This window comes from Mucilaginibacter sp. (assembly GCF_041088075.1).
Taxonomy (GTDB): Bacteria; Bacteroidota; Bacteroidia; order Sphingobacteriales; family Sphingobacteriaceae; genus Mucilaginibacter_A.
The window spans coordinates 77,604-95,632 of record NZ_JBGCVY010000037.1; the positions used below are offsets into that span (position 1 = coordinate 77,604).

The following is an 18,029-nucleotide window of genomic DNA, read 5'->3' on the forward strand; positions in this document are numbered from 1 at the left end:
TATCATTAAGGATTTGTTCGTAAGTCATCCTTTTAATATCTATACAATATTGTACAAGTAACCAATATTGATAATGAGGCTGTTTAAACTTTTATTTTTCTACTAAATATTTTTAATAGGAGTGGTACGCTCGTCTGTTCATCAGGTAAAAAATATTCCTTTTTAAATTAATTATTTTAGAGGCAAGTCATTTCCTGTTATGTATTACATTTGCGCCAATGTTTAAACGGTTAACCGCTTTCTGCCTGCTTGCCGTGCTGATAAGTTCCAACTTTTCGCGCTTCTTTGCCTTTGCAGCGTTCAAGGCCAACCAGAAATACATTACCGAAAACTTTTGCGTAAACAAATCACGTTCCTGGCTGCACTGCAACGGGCACTGTTACTTTATGAAAAAGGTTAAACAGGCAGAAGAAAACGAAAAAAAAGAAGCTGCAAAAGATAACCTTAACCGGCTTGAAATTTCATTTTTCCAGGAACCTTTTCAATTTGATTTACCTGCGCCTGTCTTGGTAGAAAATAATGCTGGTTTATTTCCAGGTTATACCTATCTGTATAGCAACCGCTATACAGAAACCATTTTCAGGCCACCTAAGCAGATCGCTTAATCCCTCTTGCTTTATTTGTCGTTGCCAGGCAGTTACATCTACTGTTTGCCTTGCGGCTATTATTCATCCGGTATCCGGCAACTGGCAGCTAATGCTGTCAGGGTAGCCGGTACTATTACAGCAATCTTGTGAAACTTTTATCTACCTTTTTTATATTATTATTAAGCCTGACGGCTGCTGCCCAAACTGTTAATGTGTTAGAAGGAACCGTTACAACGCAAGCGGGGGCACCGGTATCTTCGGCTACCATAAGCGTTTTAAACAGCACGAAAGCGGTTGCCTCTGACAGAGCGGGCAGGTTTAGCTTTAGCTTAGCCCGAGACATTTACCAGTTGTCCATCAGTGCGGTTGGTTTTGCAACGCAGATTATAACGGTTAACCTTAGCCATAAAGCGGCCAAAAACATAGTTGTTCAGCTCAGAGCTGCAGAACAGCAACTAAGCGAAGTAGTGGTGTCGGCAGAAAAACAGCAGCAGGATGTGCAAAAAGTGCCCGCCGCTGTTACCGTTTTGGATGCCAAACAGATCAGGGATTACCGCCTTTGGGACATCACTAACCTGACCGCCATTGCCCCCAGTTTATTTGTGGTTGAACATGGCAACAGTGCGAGCTCTAATTTCTTTAACATTCGTGGGGTGATGGGCTTTTCCAACGAGCAGGCCGTTGCCACTTATGTAGATGGTGTCTATCAATTTGATTACTTTTCTGCACCACCTACGTTTAACGACATCCAAAGTATTGAAATTTTGCGCGGCCCGCAAGGCACGCTGTATGGACGCAACGCTTATGGAGGTGTCGTAAACATTACCACCCGCCAGCCCGGCAACACGCCTACCGGTTATGCAGAAACCACATTTGGCAACTACGGGCAGCAGCGTTATACGGCCAGCCTTTCGGAACCGATCGTCAAAAACAAGCTGTTTGCCAGTGGTTCTTTTACCTATAACCATCGTGGTTCGATTTATTATAACGAGTTTACCAAAAGCGGCTACGACCGCCGGGAAGACTATTCGGGCAACTTTAATTTACGTTATTTGCCCTCAGCAAACTGGTTGTTGGCGCTGAACGTAAAAACAGAAAATGACCATGACCGCGGCAGCTTTCCCTGGGTAACTTCTTATGACGAGGTATTTTCCAAAGCTTACCAGGTCAATAGCAACAATGCCAATGTTGAACGGCGGAATAATTTCAACACCTCTCTTGCCGCCAACTATTATGGCAAAAGTTTTAATTTTACTTCGGTATTTTCTTACATCGGCTACCGCCTGTATTATCCCGATAGCGGTATTGATTATGATTTTAGCCCGTTAAATATCCTTAGCGTTGGCCCGGACACCCGGCAGCATATTTTTGCCCAGGAACTCCGGTTTTCCTCGCCATCCGCAAATCATGGCAAACTGCAATGGGTAGCCGGAGCGTACGGCTTTACGCAGAACAACCACATTAATTCACCAGTTTATTACGGGCCCGACTATTTACAACTCGACCCAACGTCCGGCGCGCCGTTTACCACGACCAGCATCAGCCAGGGAACCAACAAAGGCTATGCTTTTTTTGGGCAGGCAACTTATCCGCTTACAAGTAAATTGGATTTTACAGCAGGCATACGCTACGATGATGAAAACCGTAAATTGGGCCAGTACACCGACTACCAGAAAGACCCTGCCCCGCCGGTTATACAAACGCCAAACCAGGATTACCAGGCCAACTTTCACGCCGTAACACCAAAATTCGTTTTAAGCTACAAACTACAGGACAACATGCTGCTTTATGGCAGCTATGCACGTGGCTTCCGGGCGGGCGGGTTAAACACTAACGCAACCGATCCCGCTCAGGTTCCATATCAGCCGGAGCATTCGGACAATTACGAGATCGGGTGGAAAAATATGTTTTTGGATAACAAGCTGAAATTGAACCTGACGGTGTTTTACCTGGAGCAGCACAACCAGCAGATCAGCACTTCCCATGACGGCGTAAACCAGCTTGTCTTAAATGTAGGGGAAATGCACAACAAAGGTGCAGAACTGGAACTGACGGCCCTGCCCGTAAAAGGCCTGCAAATTGATTGGAATGCGAGCTATTCCTATGCGCGGTACACTTCGCTCTTGTTGTACAGCAATGAGGCCAAAGCGGTGGTAAACTACAAAGGCGACCAGCCCATCAATACGCCACCGGTCAGTTCGATGCTTGCCGCCCAGTACACTTATGGTTTTGCGGGAAGCAAACAAAAGTTGGCTGCATTTGTCCGGGGCGAATACCGTTACTTAGACAAATATTACTTTGATTTTATTAACGGCCTGAGCCAGCCTGCCTACAGTTTGTTTAATGCCAAAGCAGGGATAACCAGTAAAAACTTTGAACTTAATTTTTGGGCGCGAAACATCAATGATAAAAAGTATATCACTTACGGCTCTTTTGGCACTTTCATTTTAGGAAGCCCAAGAACTTACGGAACAACTTTAATTGCTAAATTTTAAACGTTAAAATGATGAACTATAAAAACCTGCTGATTTTCCTGCTGCTTATTACAGCAGCTTCATGCAAACAAAAAACGGAAACAAAAAAAACCACAATTCAAAAAAATGGTATTCATGTGGCCATTTTGCTTTATCCCGGCGTAGAACTGCTCGACTTTTCAGGCCCGGCAGAAGTTTTTAGTAATGCAAAAGGGTTTGATGTTTATACGGTTTCTACTGCGGGGAAGAGCATCGCCACAAAAAACGGAACCTTGAAAATAACCGCGGATTACACCCTTGACAATGCGCCCCAGCCGGATATCATCGTGGTTCCGGGCGGCCCGGAAGATGCCATTAAGCCGGTTACTACAAATCAAAATACCATGAGCTGGCTAAAGAAAGCGAGCCTTAAAACCCGGCTCACCATGTCGGTTTGTACCGGGGCAGAAATATTAGGCAAAGCCGGCATTCTTGAAAATAAAACGGCCACTACGCATCAGGCTGCACTGGACACATTGCAATCGCGCTATAAAAATACCCGCTTTGTCAAAGATGTGCGTTTTGTGGAAGACGGAAAAGTGATTACCACGGCTGGTGTATCGGCCGGTATTGATGGCGCTTTATATGTGGTTGAAAAGTTGAAAGGCCTGAAAGAAGCACTGTTTGTAACACTGTTGATGCAATATGACAAGTGGAAACCGGGCGATGGGATGATCATCGGGGCAAAAACGATAACCGAAGCGCATCCCAATCTGTCGGCAACAGAAGAAAAGGCGCAGCAAAATGAAGTATTGCCGTCAGATGGCAACGATATTGTTTGCGGGATGATGTTGAAGAAAGGAAACAAAATCACGTACCGTTACAAGGGAAAGTTGTACGGGTTTTGTTCTCCAGGGTGTAAAAAGCTTTTTGTAAACCATCCCGAAACTTACACCAGCAAATAGGAAGCCACAAACAATAGGGTGAGGGGTCTATAGTTCAAGTATTAATGAAGATGTTTAAACCCTTTTCCAGTCCTGTATTTTTTGGCTGATACTTCTTTTACCCTATAAAAATTGGTGCTTTTACCGGCCTAACATAAATCAAATCAGGTTGCCCGCCAATTTTTATAGGGTAAAAGAAGCATGGTGTAAAACAGAAAAGAATAAGTTTGATATGAAATTACTGTTTTTTGCTAATTTTCTTTTTCATTAATCAAAGATTTTTAAATTAAATCATATTTAACCCAATACCAATTTTATAGTGCTAAAAGAAGCATTTGCCAACTATTTCTTCCTTTGGTTGAAACAATTCAAAAACCACCTCAATCATAAAAATTCCAGCTTACGCCAAATTTCAAAAGCTTGTCCTGCATTGGGTAGCCGCTCCTGCCGCCGGGGGCAATCACCGTGTAAAACCCTTTGCTAAACAAGCCCTGGTTGGCATAATCGTATTTTAAAAACAAGTTGGTGCGCCGTAAAGTGCCTTTGATAAAAAAATCAACCACCGGATAACTTGGGAACGTAACGTTGTTTGCTGAATTGGTATTGTAAAACTGGCCAATCCCCGGCGCATAAGCTTGTGCCAGATAAGTTGAATTGTACCTTACCGCAAAGCCCATATTGGTGTGCAGCACGTTAAAAAAACGTTTGGTGTAATAAAAACTGCTGTAAACGTAGTATTCGGGCGTGCGCAAAACGTTGGCATTATCGGTTTTTTGGTAAACAAAGAAATTATCCAAATGCAAGCTGCGCCAGGTAAAGTTTTTGCCAATGCTGATTTTTAACAAACTGATCGCGCCGCTATTTTGCGTTGCCTTCGGGTTATTGTTCAAAGAATCCTGCGGCACCTGAAAATACAGGTAATTGTTCAGCAAAAAGTATTCGGCCTTGGCATCAAACTGCAACTTGTCGTTTTGGTAATTGAAAGACAAGCCCGTTGTTTTTGGTTTGCTGAAACTGTTATGGAAATCGTAATGGCTGGAAGTCCAGTTGGTAAAAATGATGGGCGCCGTATTGCTTTGCGTATAGCCTTCCAAAATTACGCGGCCAATTTTGTTGCCCAGCAAAACGTTCAATTTGGCATCGTACAAATAATCGCCAAACTCCCTGCCCAAAGTTACCTGCTGAAAATTGGCATCCAATGCGGCACGGTTGCTCAAATTATAACCCAAGCGTGCTTTTAAAGTGATGTCCTGAAAAGAAGTGTGGTTTACCAATTGCTGGTAGTTGGAAGTGGCCAGTTGCCCCGGCTGCCGCACGTACTGGCTGTAGTTGTAATAATCGTGCACCAAACCCAAATCCAGTTTCAGCTCGTTGCGCACAAATTTAACGGCATTTCCCCGAAGGTAAAAACTGTAAGAAAAATCATTGCGGATATGTTTGACCATGACGGAATCTCGCGAGTACAGCGAATCGTACCTGGCAAGCGGAAAAACGTGGTATTGGTCGGCCTCGTCCTGCAAATACGTATACTTCTGCGTGTTATAAGTAAAAGTATGCGAAACACGCTGCGTAGGCAACACGCTGGAAGACGAACCTGCGCCCGTTTTTAAACCTTCTGTGCGGCCGATGTAATAAAACTGCTTGATGTAAATGCTGTTGTTGCGCCAGTTATCGCGCGAATTGTTGAGCCTTACGGGCTGCGAACTTTTAGACAGCGAACCACTTGTGCCGGTAGTGCCCGAAGATCCGTTGAAAATGGTATCACTTAAAATGGAACCGTTTTCCGGCATCTTTAAATTGTTAAAATTAAGGTTGCCCAGCAAATTGTAGCGTTTGCTTTTTGATTCGTACCAGGTAAAAATAGCGGCTTCCAGGTGGTCTGCTTTTTGCCTTGGATAAAAACCGACCGAACCGATGCGGTTAAAATTGAAGCCAATATTCCAGTTGGGTTTGATATTTTGCGTATGCGTAACCCGGAAAACCTGTTCTTTTAAAGCACCGTTTACATAGTATAAATTGGTAAAAGGCGTGCGGGCGCGGTAGTATGTAATGTCTTCCGGCCTCAATAAATAGTCATCCAAAGCATGTAGGCCAATATCAAAACCTACTTTTTTTACCGGTTCAAAAAGTAAACTTCGATCGGCCAAGCCTAAATTCCCCAATCCAATTTTTGGGTTGCGCGGTTGGTACAACGAACTGTAGTTTTCAAAGTTGGTCAAAGTTGTGTCCAACGGCAAAACCTGTGTACTGTCGTTCAACAGTTTTTCGTTGGTTACACGGATAAATTTGGAGGTAAAAATCACGGTATCGCCTTTATGCTCGTCGCGTTTGCGCAAGGTGTCCAGCAACTGGTCGTCGGTCAAAGCCTTTGCGGGCTTTCGTTTCGTCGTATCGTTTTGATTAAACGGATTGGTGTTGGTGTTAGAATTGGTTGTACGGCCATATTGCGCGTAAACAGACGGCGCGGACAGGCAAATAATCAGAAATAATAAAAATTTAAGCGGCTTTAATATCACAGGTCGGCAATCAGTTCTTTCAGGATCAACGTCATTTTTGGTTCGGCAGCATGTGCCACGGCAATAATTTCATCCACCGAAACCGGTTTCAGGTCATCGGGGAAACCTTCATCTGTCAACACGGAAATGGCAAAAACAGGCAGGCCCATGTGGTTGGCCACAATTACTTCAGGCACGGTGCTCATGCCAACTGCATCGCCGCCAATAATGCGTAAATAACGGTATTCGGCACGGGTTTCCAGGTTTGGGCCGGTAACCGAAACATAAATACCTTTGTGGCAGGCAATGCTGTTTTTACCGGCTATTTTTAAGGCTTTTTCAATCCAGTCCTGTCGGTAAGGCTGGCTCATGTCCGGGAAACGCGGCCCCAGTTCCTCGTTGTTGTTTCCGCGCAGCGGGTTATCGGGCTGCAGGTTGATGTGGTCTTCAATCACCATCAGATCGCCTTTTTTATAAGCCGGATTTAAGGCACCGCTGGCGTTGGAAACTAGCAAAGCTTTGATGCCCAGCATCTTCATAATCCGCACCGGAAACGTAATTTGCTGCATGGAATAGCCTTCGTAATAATGCAAACGGCCTTGCATGGCCACCACTTTTTTGCCGGCCAGCATCCCGAAAATGAGTTTGCCCGAATGAAACTCTAAGGTAGAAATCGGAAAATCAGGGATGTTGCTGTACATCAACTGTTTTTCCACTTCCATTTCATTTACCAAGCCGCCCAAACCTGTGCCCAAAATAATACCGATTTCCGGCTCGAAACCATTAATCCGGCTTTGTATGTAAGCGGTTGTTTTTCTGATACTTTCTAACATAATTTTCTATCAACTGCTTAAACGCCGACGCTTCGTTATTTAAAAAATTTAGACCAATCGGCGCAACAAAAACCGGCAAACCGGCAAGTGCTTTTTGCAAAGCAGGTTCTTGTAAACGCTGCGCATCTTTTTCTGTTGTGATGATTACTTTTTTATCCGTGGTACAATTGTTAAAATCTGCAACAAGTTTACTTATATTTTTGATGGTAAACTGATGATGGTCCGGATATTTGTGCAGATAAACCGCTTCAAACTGCTTACGCAAATGTTGCAGCAACGGTTGCGGATTGGCAATTCCCGTCAGCAAAAACACCACTGATTTTTGATCGGTAAAAGAAGCATCGGCCAAAGGCGTAAAAGGTTTAAAACCTTGGTAAACGATGCTGGTGAAAAACAAATTTTGATGCGGTAAAAGAAGCATTTGCTGTTTGATTTGCTGCTGGTTTTCTGCGGATAATTGCGGCGGGCATTTGCTGATCACGATTACATCCGCACGCTTTCTGCCTGAAAAAGGTTCGCGGTAATTTCCTACGGGAAGCAAAAAACGAGGCTGGTTGAGCTTTCCATAATCAAACAATAAAATACTGAAACCAGGCTGCAAGGCGCGGTGCTGATAGGCATCGTCCAGCAAAATTACATCGTGTTCGTCCTTTAATTTTTCGACACCGACTACACGGCTTTCGCAAACGGCAACCGTAACATCCGGAAACTTTTGTTTGAACTGGCGCGGTTCATCGCCCACGGTTTCGGCCATACTGTTTTTATCGGCATAAAAAAAGCCTTGGGTTTTGCGGCCGTAACCGCGGCTTAACGTGGCAATTTTGTAATTCGGTTTTAAGGTTTGGATGAGAAATTCCGTCATCGGGCTTTTGCCGGCGCCGCCAACTTCCAGGTTCCCGATCACAATTACGGGCAAATCAAATTTGGTGCTTTTGAAAACCCCGGTATCGTAAAAATAATTCCGGGCGATGACCACCAAGTCGTAAACCCAGGAAAAAGGAAGCAGCAGGTAACGGAAATAAGACATGGGTTTTAACTTCAAAGTTTCAATTTCAACTTAAAACTTACCTTGTTTTTTTCGTGGCGGCCCTTCATCCAATGCTTCTTTTATCAACCAAAAATAAAACAATTAAAATTACCGCAACTTTTACCGGCTGCATTTTTTACGAATTATAAATTTAAAACTCTTAATTTTTTGTTACTTTGGCATTAGAAAATGTTTAGGCGCGCTTTTAAAATTATCGTATGCACAGGTTTTGTTTTGACCATGATGATCAAAACTTCAGTCCCTGTCAATACTGTTTTTATCAGTCATTTTTCTGAACAAATTAATCCTGCCGCCCTGCATTCCGAAGAGGAAAAAGATGACGAAGCTTCGGTTGATTTAAAATGCCGGACCGGAAAATTTAAAAAATGTTTGAGTGAAGCTTTTGTTCATCATTGCAATTTTTTTCCGCTCGTTCCACACCTTTATTTTATTTATGGGCAACAGGTCCCGCTTTTTAAACAAACACACTTTCCCGTCATCCCTGCGCCCCCTCCAAATTTAACCTGAATTAATTATTGCAGAAAAAACCTGTAGAAAACCTGGCTAAAAGGCTGGTTTCAACAGAAATAATAAACAGTAGTTTTTAATTCATCTTATTTTTACTTCTTTTATGTTAAGAAAAACAAAGGAAGGGCGCACGCTTAAAGATAATTTAATGCTGGCTTCTTCTACGGCGTTTGTTGCCGGCATGACCAATGTAGCGGGCGTAATTGCGTTTTTGTCTTTTACCAGCAACATTACCGGCCATGTGGCCATGCTTGCCCGCAAAATTGTAAACAAAGAACACCATGATATTTTGGTTTATTCGTTATGGCTGCTGCTGTTTTTACTGGGCGCTTTTACGGCCAATTTCATCACCAAAAGTTACAATAAAAGGGGCAGTTACCGCGCACATGCCGTACCTATTTTTATCGAAATTATTGTGCTATTTGTGGTGGCTGTTTACGGGCATAATTATTATACAGAAACACAGTTGGAGCGCGAACTGATTATCGGCACGATGTTGTTTTCGATGGGGCTGCAAAACGGATTGGTTTCTACCATTTCGGGCGGACTGGTCAAAACAACACATTTAACCGGACTTTTTACCGATCTGGGCGGCGAGCTTTCTGAATACCTTCATGCGGCAAAAGGCCAGGCAGGGGCAATCAAACAAAAGCTGATGATCCGTTTAACCATTTTGAGCTTTTACTTAATTGGCGGTATAATCGGCGGTTACTTTTTCGAACGGTACGATTTCCGCATTTTTTACTTTATCCCTTTTATTTTGCTGACCATTTTGTACTACGATATTTCGAGCGTGATTTTGCACAAAAGTTTAAAATTTCTGTCCTATCCGTTTAGAAAAAAGCAAACTGTCCAGATTTAATCATCCATTCAAAACCTTAAAAAACAAAATTATATGAGTACGTCAAACCAAATCCACGATACAAGCCATATTTCTTATGAAAGTTTGCTGGAAGGAAATAAAATATTTGTAGGAAGGGCTTTGAAAGAAGACCCCGAATATTTTACCAAACTGGCCAACGGACAAAAACCTCCGGTTTTATGGATTGGGTGTGCCGATAGCCGTGTGCCGGCCAACCAGATTACCAATACCAAACCGGGCGAAATATTTGTGCACCGCAACATCGCCAACGTTGTGGTGCATACAGATATGAACATGCTTTCGGTACTGGATTATGCGGTGAATGTTTTGCAGGTAAAACACGTGATTATCACCGGCCATTATGGTTGCGGCGGCGTTATTGCCTCTATGACCAACAAGCAATTTGGTATTATAGACAACTGGCTGCGCAACATTAAAGATGTTTACCGCCTGCATGCCACTGAATTGGATGCCATTGCAGATGAAAAAGAACGTGCCGACCGTTTGGTAGAGTTTAATGTGATAGAAGGCGTAGAAAACATCTCAAAAACCTCCATTGTACAAAACGCCTGGAAAAACGGGCAGCAATTAAAAATCCACGGCTGGGTTTATGCTTTAGAAACCGGTTTGATCAAGGATTTGAAAGTAAGCCGGGGCAACAACGATAACCTGGAGGAAGTGTTCAGGTTTGCGTAAAATGAGAAAACGCCCGGTTGTTTGCCGGGCGTTTTTATTTTGCAAGATAGAAGCAGTTATCTGCTCTGCCTGGTATGGCCAACACTGATTTTATGCCGGTAAAAGAAGCATCGGTTTTTAATATTGTGGGACTATAAACCGCAAGCTAAATTTAAACCGTAATGCTGGCTATCGCTTTTTCAAGTGCCTGGTCTTTTAGGTCGGGCATGTTTACACCTTCTACCCTAAATGCAGTTACATCTGTCATGCCTAAAAAGCCTAAAACTGTCCTTAAATACGGTTCTGTAAAATCATACGCCTTCATAGGGCCGTCTGAATATACGCCGCCGGTAGCTATGGCCAGGTAAACTTTTTTGTTTTTTACCAACCCTTCAGGCCCGTTTGCGGTATATTGAAAAGTTTTTCCGGCACGCGCAAGGTGGTCAATCCAGGCTTTTAAAGTGGAGTGGATACTAAAATTGTACATCGGCACGCCAATTACAATTACATCTGCGTCTGTTATCTCTGCAATGGCCTGGTCCGAATGTTTGATAGCTTCCGTCATCTCTGGCGTGTGGTTTTCTTTCGGCGTAAAAAAAGAGTTTAAATGCACTTCTTCCAAATGTGGAAAAGGTGTTTTTACCAGATCGTGTACTTTTACCGTGCTGCCGGGGTTGGCAGCCTGTAGTTTTTCAATAATGGCATCGGCTAATTTGATGCTAAAAGAAGCGCCACCGCGCGGGCTTGAAATAAGATTTAAGATTTTCATGTGTTACAACATTTAATGTTTTCACAAACATATTATATTAATCAGTAATACGATATGGTTTTTTTTAAAGGAATGATAGCGTGGTTTAATATCGCGGCAATATGACTGATGGTTGACCGAAACCGGCAAGAACAGTTCAATCTTAATCAACAAAACCGACACTGATTTTATGCCGGTAAAAGAAGCATGGGTGACAGACAGAGGCGGAACAAAAGTTTCTTTGATTGTTTTTAAAAACCTGGCATAAACAATACTATAAAACAAATTTTTTATTTGTACCAATCTTTGGTATTTTTAAATAGAGCAATTTAAAAATGGCAAAAAACACTTCGAAATTATTAGGCAGTTATTTTGAGGAATTTATAAATACTAAAATAGCTTCCGGAAGATATAGTTTTACGAGTGAAGTTATCAGGACTGCTTTGCGGTTACTTGAATTGGAAGAACAGAAAATAAAACAACTGAAAAAAGAATTGGAAACAGGAGAAAACAGTGCAATCATTGAAGGCTTTAATCCTAAAAAACACTTACAGGATTTACATCATAAGCACTTATGAAAAGCGGCTATCGCATAAGTGCAAAAGCGGTAAAAGACCTTAAAATATATGGTTATATATTTTTGAAACATGGTCTCAGAAACAAGCTGACCGCTATTATAATCTATTGATTAACGAGTTTGAATATATTGCTAAACATTTTGAAACAGGCAAATCCATGGAAAGTATAAAACACGGTTCTCGGGCAACGAAAGTAAAATCAAATCTGGTATTTTACAGAAAATGCGGTGATGACATTGTTGAAATAATCAGAATTTTGCATGAAAGAATGGATATTGAAAACAGGCTTAGTGAATAAAATTAACAGATTGAGGTTAATTTGCCATACTTTACGTTCAAATTAGTTAGGAATTGGGATTGAAAAACCCACCGCTCAAAGGATTAGATTATAACCCCAAGCAGCGAAATTTGCAACTATTGCAAATCCAAGCCAACAGCTATCCGCTAATTTTTATCCGATAAAAGAAGCATCGGCGGATTGGTTTTTCCCCCAAATAAAAAAACCTGTTTACAACCCGCACCTAACGAGATAATTTATCCTTTGTCGCATTTGCCCCCTTAAATTGTCATAACAGAACCTGTCTTTGTTAGTCTTTATACCATAATTTTGTTTTGATAAGCGGTAGAAATATGAAAACAATATTCGACAAAACAACAAGGGATGAATTAATCAACAGGATCAATACGCTTAATGAAAACAGCACGGCGCAATGGGGCAAAATGAATATTTACCAAATGCTGAAACATTGCACCTTGTGGGAAGAAATGATATTAGGTAAGGAAAAGTACAAACGTGCATTTATTGGCCGCTTGTTTGGTAAAATGGCTTTGAAAAATATTCTGAAAGATGAAAAACCCTTGCAACGAAACACGCCCACCATCCCTGAACTTAAAATAAGTGGAAACGGAAATGTTTCAATCCAAAAAGCAGCATGGGTTGCCAAAATTGATGAATATGAACATTTTTCAAACCCTGACTTTGTACATCCTTTTTTTGGAAAAATGACAAAAGAACAAATTGGGTATATGGTTTATAAGCATACCGACCATCACCTTCTGCAATTTAATAGTTAGGCGTTATTGTATTGCGACACCCTGCACTCAGGCATTTGGAATAAGAAAAAAAAACACTTTAAAAATAAAATTTATGGCACTAATCAATCCCCACCTTAACTTCAACGGAAACGCCGAAGAAGCATTCAATTTTTACAAATCAGTTTTTGGCGGTGAGTTCGCAAAAGTTATGCGTTTCAAAGACCTGTCAAGCCCTGAATTTCCGGTAGCAGAAAATGATGCAAACAAAATAATGCACATTGCTTTGCCTATCGGCAAAAATATTTTAATGGCCAATGACGTTCCGGAAAGTATGGGAAAAACAAATGAAAACGAAAACAGGTCTAAAATAGCAATTAGTGCAGAAAGCCGTGAAGAAGCCGATAAATTATACAATGGGCTTTCTGCAGGCGGACAAATTGAAGGACCAATTGGAGACAGTCCATGGGGTTCGTATTTTGGTTGTTTTAGAGATAAATATGGAATTGAATGGATGATAGATTTTGATCCAAATTATAAAGGGCAAATTTAACCGAAGAAAAACAATGAACATTGTATTGGCAATAGGCTGGCGGAATGGCTTGAAGAGTTCGATTTGTAATTAGGTTCTTTGAGCTTTGGATCTATGATCTTGTTTACTATAATCAACAAAACTTCGATCAGTAAACTCCTGCTCAAACTCAATATTAAACAAGAAAGTCTGGCCCTAAAGCCAGACTTTTCAAATTTTACAATTCCCTATCCAAAAACGGGTACCGGTAATCCACCGTTTCTTTGATCGTTTTAAACGAAACTTATTTATAAGCAAGAAACTATATTACAAGTGCAACCAGTGGAATTAACGGTTACAATATATAAAAACCTACTATTTTTTCTTATCGGTAGTAGCAGGTTTTGAAGTATTTGGATTAACGCCTTCTCTTATCATTTGCGTTGGCGGTGGTGCTGGTTTTTTTACGGTTTCGTTTGCCATCGGATATTGGTTTTATATTTAAACGCGTTGTTGTGTCTTTATATTTCAGATTTAAGTCAATCGGTATAACAGAATCTATTTTTATCTTTTGAACTTTATCTTTCCCTTTGCCAATTTCAAAATCAATGCCAAACGGAATGATTAACAAACTTAATGCAATTAAGGCATAAATCATATGTTGATGACATTGAAAACGTTGAAAAGTCTTTGACTTATTATTTTTCTGATTGATGCCCGCACTTTTAATAAATTCATTCAATAAATAATCATCAAATTCTTTTTTTGCTTTGCTTGTACTATCAGTTAAGGCAGCATTTGGCTGTGAATGATAAAAAATAACCAACCCTTTATAATAATTGTCTAAAACATCTGTATCATTAAGGTAAGCATAATCATATCCGTCATGAAAATCGGAGAAAGCCCTTATCAAATGATATATTGAACGACCCAACAGGAATACTGAGAATAAGCCGATAATGATAAAGGCAATGGAAAGGTATTTACTGTCGGCAAAATCAAAATTGGTGGTAGCAAAATAAAGCCCTGCTATTAAGGCCGTTAAAATACCGATTGGCGTGGATAGGGAAGTATTAATTTCGTTCTTTCGGTCGAGTGTTTTATCATATTGATCTTTGTAAAATGCTTCCAGCTCCATTACACTTAATTGCTTTGTTCAGATATAAAATCTAATTATTGAACTTGTTTAAACTTATTCTTTTATGCTTTGCACCATGCTTCTTTTACCGCCTAAAAATTGACATTGCCTGGTTTTTGATTTGTCCAGGCTGGTACAGGCACCAATTTTTATAGGGTAAAAGAAGCATAGCCCAAAAAAGAGGGCCAGAAAAAAAGTTTAAACAACTTCATTATTTTTAACATTTAAGCTAGGTATTACTGATTCTGTTTATTGTATAAATTAACCAAAACCTCCATATTCAATTCAAACCAAAAAAGCCCGGCCCTAAAGCCAGACTTTCAAACCCTACAATTCCCTATCCAAAAACGGGTACCGGTAATCTACCGGCGGAACAAAAGTTTCTTTGATCGTTCTCGGCGAAACCCAGCGTAATAAATTGATCATCGAGCCGGCTTTATCGTTTGTTCCGGAACCTCTGGCACCGCCAAATGGCTGCTGGCCAACTACGGCCCCGGTTGGTTTATCGTTGATGTAGAAGTTTCCGGCTGCATTGCGCAGTTTGTAAGTTGCTTTTTCTATGGCATAACGATCGGTAGAAATTACGGCACCGGTTAAAGCGTAAGGAGAAGTCGTATCAATCACCTCCATAATCTGATCAAATTCCTCGTCTTCATAAACATAAACCGTTAAAACCGGCCCGAACAATTCTTCGCACATGGTTACATATTTCTGGTCGTTGGTTTTGATGATGGTTGGTTCGATAAAATAGCCAACTGATTTATCATAATTTCCTCCGGCAATGATTTCTACATCGGCATCTGCTTTTGCGGCATCAATATATTTGGTTAGTTTATCAAAAGATTGTTCGGTAATTACCGCGTTCACAAAGTTTTCAAAATCTTCCACCGGCCCCATTTTGATGGTTGCCAGATCAGCCAAAACTTTTTCCTGAATGGCTGGCCATAACGATTTTGGCAGATAAGCGCGCGAAGCAGCAGAGCATTTTTGTCCCTGGTACTCAAAAGCACCACGAACAATGGCGGTGGCAACCACATCCGGATTGGCACTTTTATGGGCCAAAATAAAATCTTTTCCGCCGGTTTCGCCTACAATCCGCGGGTACGATTTGTATTTATGGATATTGTTGCCAATGGTTTGCCAAATGGTTTGGAAAACTTTGGTAGAACCGGTAAAATGGATGCCGGCAAAATCAGGATGGTTAAAAACAACTTCGCCGGCAACCGGCCCATCCACATAAATTAAATTGATGACACCATCGGGCAAACCAGCTTCTTTAAAAACCTGCATAATCACATTGGCCGCATAAGCTTGCGGATACGCCGGTTTCCAAACCACTACGTTGCCCATTAAAGCAGCAGAAGCAGGTAAATTTCCGGCAATGGCGGTAAAATTAAAAGGCGTTAAAGCAAATACGAAGCCTTCCAGCGGACGTTGTTCCAAACGGTTCCAAACCCCTTTGCCCGAAACCGGTTGCTGCGCATAAACTTCAGACATATAGGCCACATTAAAACGAAGAAAATCAATCAGTTCGCAGGCAGCATCAATCTCGGCCTGGTAAGCGTTTTTTGATTGGCCCAACATGGTGGCAGCATTGATTTTATAACGGTAAGGGCCGGCAATCAAATCGGCAGCTTTTAAAAATATGGCGGCGCGTTGTTCCCAGGCTAAATTCTCCCAGGCTTCTTTTGCGGCCAATGCTTCTTTTATCGCCTCGTTTACATGGCTGGCATCGCCTTCCGAAAAATAACCTAAAACGTGTTTATGATCGTGCGGCGGACGAATAGCCAGTTTATTTTCTGTTCTAACTTCCTCAGTGCCAATATACATCGGCAAATCAACTTCTTGTGCGCGTGCATCTTCGAGCGCTTTTTTCAGCATTGCCCTTTCTACACTGTGCGGGCCGTAGTTTAACACTGTTTCGTTAACCGGCTCGGGTATCGTGAAAAATCCTTTTAACATTCCTTGTGGTTTTGATATTGAAACGCAAAGTTAAGGATTTGCCCGAAAGCCGGGAACATGGCAAGTTTGTTTAAGCCGATGCTTCTTTTACCACATAAAAATTGGTGCCATAAAAGAAGCATTATTCCTGGTCTGCCTTTCCGCCGTTGATCATATTAGAAACAACCCCTGGCTCTTTACCTATCTCCGCCAAAATAACACCTGATATATGCACGACAATATATGCCAAAACCAAATACATGCAAAAACCATGGACACTTTTAATAGAATGCCGGATTGGTTTTAAAAAGCTAAGCTGGTCTTCAAAAGCAAGCGAAAGGCCGGTAACAACCATGATGGTAAGCAAAAAATAAAACAGCATATAAATGACTTTTACCGCCAGCTCGTGCCCGGCAAGGTACCGGTTTTGTTTGAGGTTGAAATAGTGGTTATATGCTTCTTTTAGCCCTGCAAAAAAACGCTGGCCCTGAGGTTGAAAAAATTCCAAGATCACCCTGAACACAAAAAAAGCAGCCAGAAAGTAACCGAAATATATATGTACCCCCCAAACTTCATCACTTTGCGCGTGTGCCAGTGATCTTGCCTGCTGGTCGTTTAAATTTGTTCCGCCTTTTTGCAGTTCTGTTTTTAAAAAAGACTGATTGCTGTGGTTATTCAAAACAGTTGAATTGATTAAAACTGTAATCAACGAACCGGAGATAATAATTGCGTTTGACCAATGCCATAAACGCAGTGCAGCAGATTTTCTTTTTAGTAAGCCCGGATTTGCCGGGTCTCGTTTTACAGGTTCGATGATGGCCATAAATAATGGTATTAAAATTTAAAAACAGTATCTGATTGGTTGCTTCCTCAAATATGGCTAATTTAAAAATAGTTTTACGCGTTTGCCGGCATATCCAAGGCTTTAATTTGCGGTTTATAGGCCGTGGGCAAAATCACCGCTTTTACCAATTTATCAAACTGCAATTTGCGGCTCAACTTGTACATCGGCACAATCAGCATCAACAGCGAAACTTTTCGCAAGCCTAATAATTTCCGAACCTTTTGCGGCACCAATTGCGCCTGTACTTCTTTTAGCAGGATAAATCGCGCAAGCCCCAAATGCTTTTTATATTGTTTGTACAGATCAATAGTGAAGCGGCTTTTTTCCAAATCCTGCAGCATGTGTGCTTCGCGGATTGCAACCCAATCCTGGTAATTCTGGGGCAATTCTTTCAAGTTCATGCGCAAACCCATCCGGTAAAAAGTATTGTAAATGTCTTCTTTTTCTGCGGAGGAAAGCTTTCGGTACAACAACTCAAACGAGCGGACGGAATAATCAACCAGCAAAAACAGCACGTCGCGGTACGCCCAATCTGGAATCAGACTGCCTCGATTTTGTTCCACTTCCGAATGGATCGCCGTGATCTTGTCAATCGCTTTGTTGGCTTTGTCCAGCTCCGAAAAAACGATCATCTGTGCATAAGTTACGGTGGAGAACAACCTGCCCAACGGATCGGCCGGTAATTTTCCCGTAAAGTACAGCCAGTCCACTGCCTTGTTCAACGCAAATTCTGCCGATGCGCCGGCAAAAACAAACAGAATGGTATCGGCATTGCTCCAGATTTTACGGACGATTGAGCCTTTTGGGGAGAAAAATTCCATTTTGTTGTAACG

At 41.6% G+C, this 18,029-nt stretch carries 17 protein-coding genes; 9 read left to right on the top strand and 8 right to left on the bottom strand.

Annotated features, from left to right (window positions below):
• The first annotated feature begins 386 nt into the window (after nt 1-386).
• From V5804_RS08745 to V5804_RS08755, 3 genes are all read left to right on the top strand, one after another.
• On the top strand, nt 387-605 hold the full coding sequence (locus V5804_RS08745; RefSeq protein WP_369591003.1) for a hypothetical protein: 219 nt from the start codon (nt 387-389) through the stop codon (nt 603-605).
• A gap of 128 nt (nt 606-733) precedes the next feature.
• Nucleotides 734-3,082 (top strand): TonB-dependent receptor, encoded by a 2,349-nt coding sequence (locus tag V5804_RS08750; protein ID WP_369591004.1) that lies wholly within the window; start codon nt 734-736, stop codon nt 3,080-3,082.
• Nucleotides 3,083-3,090: 8 nt separating this feature from the next.
• Nucleotides 3,091-4,005, top strand: coding sequence for a DJ-1/PfpI family protein (locus tag V5804_RS08755; RefSeq protein WP_369591005.1), 915 nt, complete (start codon nt 3,091-3,093; stop codon nt 4,003-4,005).
• A gap of 359 nt (nt 4,006-4,364) precedes the next feature.
• On the opposite strand, the gene V5804_RS08760 is transcribed toward V5804_RS08755, so the two are convergent.
• From V5804_RS08760 to lpxK, 3 genes are read right to left on the bottom strand one after another with little or no spacing between them, the layout of a single operon-like run.
• Complete coding sequence (locus V5804_RS08760) at nt 4,365-6,500, bottom strand: putative porin (RefSeq protein ID WP_369591006.1); 2,136 nt, start codon at nt 6,498-6,500, stop codon at nt 4,365-4,367.
• On the bottom strand, nt 6,497-7,312 hold the full coding sequence (locus V5804_RS08765; RefSeq protein WP_369591007.1) for a purine-nucleoside phosphorylase: 816 nt from the start codon (nt 7,310-7,312) through the stop codon (nt 6,497-6,499). The genes V5804_RS08760 and V5804_RS08765 overlap by 4 nt, the downstream gene beginning before the upstream one ends.
• On the bottom strand, nt 7,263-8,339 hold the full coding sequence (gene lpxK, locus V5804_RS08770; RefSeq protein ID WP_369591008.1) for a tetraacyldisaccharide 4'-kinase: 1,077 nt from the start codon (nt 8,337-8,339) through the stop codon (nt 7,263-7,265). The genes V5804_RS08765 and lpxK overlap by 50 nt, the downstream gene beginning before the upstream one ends.
• Nucleotides 8,340-8,970: 631 nt before the next feature.
• On the opposite strand from lpxK, the gene V5804_RS08775 reads away from it, so the two are divergent.
• On the top strand, nt 8,971-9,729 hold the full coding sequence (locus V5804_RS08775) for a YoaK family protein (RefSeq protein ID WP_369591009.1): 759 nt from the start codon (nt 8,971-8,973) through the stop codon (nt 9,727-9,729).
• 33 nt (nt 9,730-9,762) lie between these two features.
• Nucleotides 9,763-10,425, top strand: a complete 663-nt coding sequence (gene can, locus V5804_RS08780) for a carbonate dehydratase (protein ID WP_369591010.1) — start codon at nt 9,763-9,765, stop codon at nt 10,423-10,425.
• Nucleotides 10,426-10,576: 151 nt separating this feature from the next.
• Here can and V5804_RS08785 read toward each other — a convergent pair whose 3' ends face one another.
• A complete protein-coding gene (locus V5804_RS08785; RefSeq protein WP_369591011.1) occupies nt 10,577-11,173 on the bottom strand; it encodes an FMN-dependent NADH-azoreductase in 597 nt (198 codons plus the stop codon).
• A gap of 314 nt (nt 11,174-11,487) precedes the next feature.
• Between V5804_RS08785 and V5804_RS08790 the strand changes: the two genes are divergently transcribed.
• From V5804_RS08790 to V5804_RS08805, 4 genes are all read left to right on the top strand, one after another.
• Entirely contained in the window at nt 11,488-11,730 is a 243-nt protein-coding gene (locus tag V5804_RS08790; protein WP_369591012.1) for a type II toxin-antitoxin system ParD family antitoxin, read from the top strand.
• A 58-nt stretch (nt 11,731-11,788) separates the two neighbouring features.
• Nucleotides 11,789-12,028, top strand: a complete 240-nt coding sequence (locus V5804_RS08795; protein ID WP_369591123.1) for a type II toxin-antitoxin system RelE/ParE family toxin — start codon at nt 11,789-11,791, stop codon at nt 12,026-12,028.
• A 332-nt stretch (nt 12,029-12,360) separates the two neighbouring features.
• Nucleotides 12,361-12,804: a DUF1569 domain-containing protein gene (locus V5804_RS08800; RefSeq protein WP_369591013.1), complete on the top strand. Its 444-nt coding sequence runs from the start codon at nt 12,361-12,363 to the stop codon at nt 12,802-12,804.
• A 73-nt stretch (nt 12,805-12,877) separates the two neighbouring features.
• Nucleotides 12,878-13,315 carry a VOC family protein gene (locus V5804_RS08805; protein ID WP_369591014.1) on the top strand — a complete coding sequence of 146 codons (438 nt, stop codon included), beginning with the start codon at nt 12,878-12,880 and terminating at the stop codon, nt 13,313-13,315.
• Between the two features lie 376 nt (nt 13,316-13,691).
• Here V5804_RS08805 and V5804_RS08810 read toward each other — a convergent pair whose 3' ends face one another.
• The 4 genes from V5804_RS08810 to V5804_RS08825 form a co-directional block, all read right to left on the bottom strand.
• Nucleotides 13,692-14,411 (bottom strand): hypothetical protein, encoded by a 720-nt coding sequence (locus tag V5804_RS08810; RefSeq protein WP_369591015.1) that lies wholly within the window; start codon nt 14,409-14,411, stop codon nt 13,692-13,694.
• A gap of 327 nt (nt 14,412-14,738) precedes the next feature.
• Nucleotides 14,739-16,373, bottom strand: coding sequence for an L-glutamate gamma-semialdehyde dehydrogenase (gene pruA / locus V5804_RS08815; protein ID WP_369591016.1), 1,635 nt, complete (start codon nt 16,371-16,373; stop codon nt 14,739-14,741).
• A 121-nt stretch (nt 16,374-16,494) separates the two neighbouring features.
• A complete protein-coding gene (locus V5804_RS08820) occupies nt 16,495-17,175 on the bottom strand; it encodes a cytochrome b/b6 domain-containing protein (protein ID WP_369591017.1) in 681 nt (226 codons plus the stop codon).
• 74 nt (nt 17,176-17,249) lie between these two features.
• Nucleotides 17,250-18,017 carry an oxygenase MpaB family protein gene (locus V5804_RS08825; RefSeq protein WP_369591018.1) on the bottom strand — a complete coding sequence of 256 codons (768 nt, stop codon included), beginning with the start codon at nt 18,015-18,017 and terminating at the stop codon, nt 17,250-17,252.
• Nucleotides 18,018-18,029: the final 12 nt, after the last annotated feature.